Origin of the sequence: Candidatus Infernicultor aquiphilus (assembly GCF_002784285.1) — a bacterium.
GTDB classification, from domain to species: Bacteria; Atribacterota; Phoenicimicrobiia; order Phoenicimicrobiales; family Phoenicimicrobiaceae; genus Infernicultor; species Infernicultor aquiphilus.
Genome location: NZ_PFKO01000082.1, coordinates 1 through 3,971 on the forward strand (window position 1 = coordinate 1; position 3,971 = coordinate 3,971).

A 3,971-nucleotide genomic window follows, 5' to 3' on the forward strand; every position below is an offset into this window, starting at 1 on the left:
CGTACCGCTTTAACCCGGCGAAGAGCGGCATTTACGCCCTGGCCTATGCCTTTATGCTGGGAGATTTCCAGGTTCCCAAGAGTACGTCAAAAAATGTTGTCTCCTTCGACAAGATAATGGGGACCGATAAGATCGGCCGCTACCTGGAAGAAGGGCTCACGCCGCAGCAGATCGAGGTCTGCTATACCCCTGCGCTGCAGCGCTTTAAGCAGGAGCGGGAGCAATACCTTCTCCCTCAATACGGGCCTGGTACAGGTATGCTGGGAAGAGCAGGCGCGCCGGATCATTATTGACAGGGGAGGGAGATCTCTATAAATCGAGAAAAGGTATTTATTCGCTTAATGATCCTTTCTTCCGCTTTTGGTTTAGATATGTTTTACCCCATTGGTGAATGTAAATGGAAAAATAAAAAAGTCGGTCTGAATGAGTTATATAATTTAGAAAGAAAGGCCGATAATTTTTTTGATGTAAAACAAAAATATTTTACTTTATTTTCTAAGTCAGGTTTTAGTGAAGAATTAAAAAATCTATCCAGTCAAAGAAAAGATATTCTTCTTTTTGATTGATAGTACATCATAATATAAGGATTATCTTGATTAGAAAAAGCTAATATCTCTTACTGGAGAAATTTGAGAAATTATGCAAGGCAAGAGAATCGTTTAAAGCAATTAATAGCTTTCTAAAGCTCATTCCTGCTAATAGTTTAAAAGGGATTAAAGTAGCTGCCTTTGATACCAGGATTTCTACCACTGAGGTAAATTCGCGCTTCTTGATTCTATTTTTTAAATAAGTTAAAATTAAAAATAAGTCAGAAAAAATATAGTTATAATTATAAAAATTTAAAGGAGGAAAAGAAATGATTGGTAAATTATCTCAAGAGGTATTAGAAGCAATTTTAGAAACTATGCCTATTGAATTTTCCGTAGTAGACGCTGAGGATAGAGTTTTAGCTTGGAATAAACCTACTACCAGAATATTTAAAAGACCAGAAGGGGTATTAGGCAAAGAGGTAGCTAACTGTCATCCGAAAAAGAGTTTAGCTAAAGTGGAGAAAATATTAAAAGAGATGAAAGAAGGGAAAAGAGAGAAAGCTCGTTTCTGGATTGATCTTCCCCTTGGTCCTCATCAGGAAAAGCAGAAAGTTTTGATTGAATATTATGCTTTAAAGGATAAAGAGGGCAAATATCTCGGTTGTCTGGAGGTATCTCAAAATATTGCTGAACTTCAAGCCATCCGTGGTGAGAAAAGGTTATTGGATTAGTTTAAAAAGCATTTTATGATTAGAGAAGAGGGATAAGGGAATTGAAAAATATAGAATTATCCAGAATATTTGAGCAAATTGCTAAAATTTTAAAGATCAAAGAAGAAAACCCCTTTAAGATTAGAGCTTATGAAAAGATAACTTTAGTTTTAGAGAACTTACCTATTGATATAGAAACAATTTACCACCAGGGAGGATTGAATAATATCCCAGGAGTTGGTACCGGTATTGCCAAAAAGATCGAGGAATTTTTAACTACTGGTAAGCTTGAGTATTATGAAAAATTAAAAGAGACTATACCTTCCGGGGTGATAGAGCTTTTGGATATTTCCGAAGTGGGTCCTAAGACAGCCAAACTTCTATATGAAGAATTAGGCGTAGATAATATAGAGAAATTGGAAAAAGCAGTTAAAGAGCATCGGATTAAAGACTTACCAGGGATGGGTGAAAAGTCTGAAACTAATATTTTAAGAGGAATAGAATTATATAAAAGGCGAAAAGAAAGATTTCTCTTAGGTCGGGCTTTACCTTTGGCCGAAGAGATGGTAGAAAGTTTGAGTCAGTTGAAAGAGACGGATAAAATAAGCTTTGCCGGGAGCTTAAGGCGAAAGAAAGAGACTATCGGTGATATTGATATTTTAATAACCTCCCAGAATCCCGAGAAGATAATGAGAACCTTTACTTCTCTTCCTCAAGTCAGAGAAATTTTAGCGGAAGGACCTACCAAATCAAGCATTATTACTAAGGATGACCTTCATATAGATGTAAGAGTAGTGGAGCCAATAAGTTTTGGAGCAGCTCTTCAATATTTTACCGGCTCCAAAGCTCATAATATCAAATTGAGAGAATTGGCTTTAAAAAGAGGTTTAAAGATAAATGAGTATGGAGTATTTGAAGTGGAATCCGGTAATAGAATTGCCGGAGAAAAAGAAGAAGAAGTTTACCAAGCTTTAAATTTACCCTTTATTCCTCCAGAGTTGCGAGAGGATAGGGGAGAAATTGAAGCGGCACAGGAAAAGAAATTACCTCAACTGATAGAATATTCCCAGATTAGAGGAGATTTACACCTTCATACTAAATGGAGTGATGGGGCTCATACGATTAGACAAATGGCTGAAGCAGCGAAGAAGAGAGGTTATAAATATATCGCCATTACCGACCATTCACAATCACTTAAAATTGCCGGTGGATTAACCGAAAAAAGACTTAGAGAGCAAATGGAAGAAATTCAAAAATTAAATCAAGAATTAAAAGATTTTACCATTTTAAGCGGTATTGAAGTAGATATAAAATCAGATGGCAGTTTAGATTTTTCTGATGAAATGTTAAGTAAATTAGATGTGGTAATAGCGGCTATTCATTCTGGCTTTAAGCAGGAGAGTAAAATTATTACCGAGAGAATTATCAAAGCTATGCAGAACCGGTTGGTAAATATTCTCGCTCATCCTACCGGACGTTTAATTGGATTTCGTGAATCATATCAAGTGGATATGAATGAGATGATCAAGGTGGCGGCAGAGACCGGGACGATTTTAGAGATAAATGCCTATCCGGAAAGGCTTGATTTAAATGATGTCTATTGTCGGATGGCCAAAGATAAAGGAGTACAATTAGCCATTGAGACTGATGCACACAGTATCGATGGATTAGAATTTATGAATTTAGGAGTAGATGTCGCCCGCCGAGGATGGTTGGAAGAAAAAGATATCGTGAATACTCTACCTTTGAATGAATTATTAAAGAGATTAAAAATAAATAATAAGTAATACTTTGTGAGGGAGAGAGCATTCATGTTAAATTTTAATGAGGTAAATGAACAATTGAGCCAAGAAAAAATTTCTAAAATAAAAGATGTTATTAAATGGCTCTTGGATTCTTACTATAGAGCTACGGGTATTAAGGTAATCTTTATAGATAGAAAAGGAAAGATATTTTTATCTTCGACTTCTGATGGATTTTTTTGTAATATTTGTAAATTGATTCAAAGTAGGGAAGAAGGGGAGAAAAGGTGTTTGGAGACTTTCCATAACAGTGCTTTAAAGAGTATCGAGTATGGATTTCCTTATATTTATCAATGTTATGCTGGTATTATTGAATGGTCTGCTCCTTTCTTATTTGAGGGTGAATTTTTAGGCTCCTTTGTTTCTGGTGGGGTTTTGATGAGAAAACCAGATTCTTCTTTTTTAAAAGAGATCAAAAAGGTAGATAAAACTTTGGAGATAGAGGAATCTCGTTTAGAGGAGGTTCTTAAGAAGGTTAAAATAGTGTCAGAAAAAAGGTAAAAGCAGCTGCCGATATTTTACAAATTATGGCTAATTATTTAGCAAAAATGGAGTTAATAGATATTAAATTACGCCAGGAGAGATATATTCAACAAGCAAAAATTTCTGAAGAAATACAGAGGATAAAAAGAAGAGAATTAGAGTCGCTTGAAAAGGAAGAGAAAGATGAAAATTCATTTATTTCTATTAGTTCACTCTACCCTTTAGAGACGGAGAGAGAATTGCTAAGGAGAGTTAGATTAGGGGATAAAGAAGGAGCAAAGGAAGTATTAAATGAGATTTTGGGGGAAATATTATTCAAAAATGCCGGTCAAATAGAATTAATTCGAGCTCGACTCTTGGAACTGGCAGTCGTTCTTTCTCGAGCTGCGGTAGAGGCTAAAGCAGAATTAGAAATGATTTTGGGATTAAATTTTGAATATATCCAA

The 3,971-nt window shown here is 35.4% G+C and carries 4 protein-coding genes and 2 pseudogenes; all 6 read left to right on the plus strand.

Annotated features, from left to right (window positions below):
- Positions 1 to 293 (plus strand): annotated as a pseudogene (locus COZ07_RS02295) (hypothetical protein); the annotation flags it as partial.
- A gap of 48 nt (positions 294 to 341) precedes the next feature.
- Entirely contained in the window at positions 342 to 566 is a 225-nt protein-coding gene (locus COZ07_RS02300) for a hypothetical protein (protein WP_406606981.1), read from the plus strand.
- Positions 567 to 856: 290 nt separating this feature from the next.
- On the plus strand, positions 857 to 1,261 hold the full coding sequence (locus tag COZ07_RS02305) for a PAS domain-containing protein (protein WP_406606982.1): 405 nt from the start codon (positions 857 to 859) through the stop codon (positions 1,259 to 1,261).
- A 41-nt stretch (positions 1,262 to 1,302) separates the two neighbouring features.
- Positions 1,303 to 3,027, plus strand: a complete 1,725-nt coding sequence (gene polX / locus COZ07_RS02310; protein WP_406606983.1) for a DNA polymerase/3'-5' exonuclease PolX — start codon at positions 1,303 to 1,305, stop codon at positions 3,025 to 3,027.
- A 24-nt stretch (positions 3,028 to 3,051) separates the two neighbouring features.
- Positions 3,052 to 3,543 carry a PocR ligand-binding domain-containing protein gene (locus COZ07_RS02315; protein ID WP_406606984.1) on the plus strand — a complete coding sequence of 164 codons (492 nt, stop codon included), beginning with the start codon at positions 3,052 to 3,054 and terminating at the stop codon, positions 3,541 to 3,543.
- A 26-nt stretch (positions 3,544 to 3,569) separates the two neighbouring features.
- A pseudogene (locus COZ07_RS02320) lies at positions 3,570 to 3,971 on the plus strand (hypothetical protein); the annotation flags it as partial.

Coding starts and splice junctions, on each gene's coding strand:
- COZ07_RS02300 (WP_406606981.1), top strand. CDS start 342: ATGATCCTTTCTTCCGCTTTTGGTTTAGATATGTTTTACCCCATTGGT.
- COZ07_RS02305 (WP_406606982.1), top strand. CDS start 857: ATGATTGGTAAATTATCTCAAGAGGTATTAGAAGCAATTTTAGAAACT.
- COZ07_RS02315 (WP_406606984.1), top strand. CDS start 3,052: ATGTTAAATTTTAATGAGGTAAATGAACAATTGAGCCAAGAAAAAATT.